This window comes from Emticicia agri (assembly GCF_004168285.1).
Classification (GTDB): Bacteria; Bacteroidota; Bacteroidia; order Cytophagales; family Spirosomataceae; genus Emticicia; species Emticicia agri.
Genome location: NZ_SEWF01000156.1, coordinates 1 through 1,681, shown reverse-complemented (window position 1 = coordinate 1,681; position 1,681 = coordinate 1). Strand labels below are relative to the sequence as shown.

1 pseudogene is annotated in these 1,681 nt (G+C 47.0%); it reads left to right on the top strand.

Features of this window, described 5'->3' with window-relative positions:
* Window positions 1-1,681 (top strand): annotated as a pseudogene (locus EWM59_RS28115) (hypothetical protein); the annotation flags it as partial.

The following is a 1,681-nucleotide window of genomic DNA, read 5'->3' as shown; positions in this document are numbered from 1 at the left end:
GTTGGGTCTTGTATTTCTCCGGCCAGTACATCAGTCACAGGTTTGCAGATTGTAGCACAACCAACTGCTCCAACGATTACAGCCCCAGCTAGCAAGTTAGTCTGTTCACCAAGCACGCTTACATTAACAGCAAGTGGTTGTGCAGGGACAGTCAACTGGTCGAATGGTTCATCAGGTACGAGTTTGACACTTTCAAGTGTGGGAACTTATAGCATTACAGCCACCTGTACAGTTGGGTCTTGTATTTCTCCGGCCAGTACATCAGTCACAGGTTTGCAGATTGTAGCACAACCAACTGCTCCAACGATTACAGCCCCAGCTAGCAAGTTAGTCTGTTCACCAAGCACGCTTACATTAACAGCAAGTGGTTGTGCAGGGACAGTCAACTGGTCGAATGGTTCATCAGGTACGAGTTTGACACTTTCAAGTGTGGGAACTTATAGCATTACAGCCACCTGTACAGTTGGGTCTTGTATTTCTCCGGCCAGTACATCAGTCACAGGTTTGCAGATTGTAGCACAACCAACTGCTCCAACGATTACAGCCCCAGCTAGCAAGTTAGTCTGTTCACCAAGCACGCTTACATTAACAGCAAGTGGTTGTGCAGGGACAGTCAACTGGTCGAATGGTTCATCAGGTACGAGTTTGACACTTTCAAGTGTGGGAACTTATAGCATTACAGCCACCTGTACAGTTGGGTCTTGTATTTCTCCGGCCAGTACATCAGTCACAGGTTTGCAGATTGTAGCACAACCAACTGCTCCAACGATTACAGCCCCAGCTAGCAAGTTAGTCTGTTCACCAAGCACGCTTACATTAACAGCAAGTGGTTGTGCAGGGACAGTCAACTGGTCGAATGGTTCATCAGGTACGAGTTTGACACTTTCAAGTGTGGGAACTTATAGCATTACAGCCACCTGTACAGTTGGGTCTTGTATTTCTCCGGCCAGTACATCAGTCACAGGTTTGCAGATTGTAGCACAACCAACTGCTCCAACGATTACAGCCCCAGCTAGCAAGTTAGTCTGTTCACCAAGCACGCTTACATTAACAGCAAGTGGTTGTGCAGGGACAGTCAACTGGTCGAATGGTTCATCAGGTACGAGTTTGACACTTTCAAGTGTGGGAACTTATAGCATTACAGCCACCTGTACAGTTGGGTCTTGTATTTCTCCGGCCAGTACATCAGTCACAGGTTTGCAGATTGTAGCACAACCAACTGCTCCAACGATTACAGCCCCAGCTAGCAAGTTAGTCTGTTCACCAAGCACGCTTACATTAACAGCAAGTGGTTGTGCAGGGACAGTCAACTGGTCGAATGGTTCATCAGGTACGAGTTTGACACTTTCAAGTGTGGGAACTTATAGCATTACAGCCACCTGTACAGTTGGGTCTTGTATTTCTCCGGCCAGTACATCAGTCACAGGTTTGCAGATTGTAGCACAACCAACTGCTCCAACGATTACAGCCCCGGCTACCAAGGTAGTCTGTGCACCAAATACTTTAACCTTAACGGCCAGTGGTTGTGGTGGCACAGTCAATTGGTCGAATGGTTCATCAGGTACGAGTTTGACACTTTCAAGTGTGGGAACTTATTCTATTTCTGCTACTTGTACAGTAGGTAGTTGTATTTCTCCGGCAAGTGTAGCAGTTACTGGCTTACAGATTGTCAGTCAGCCAA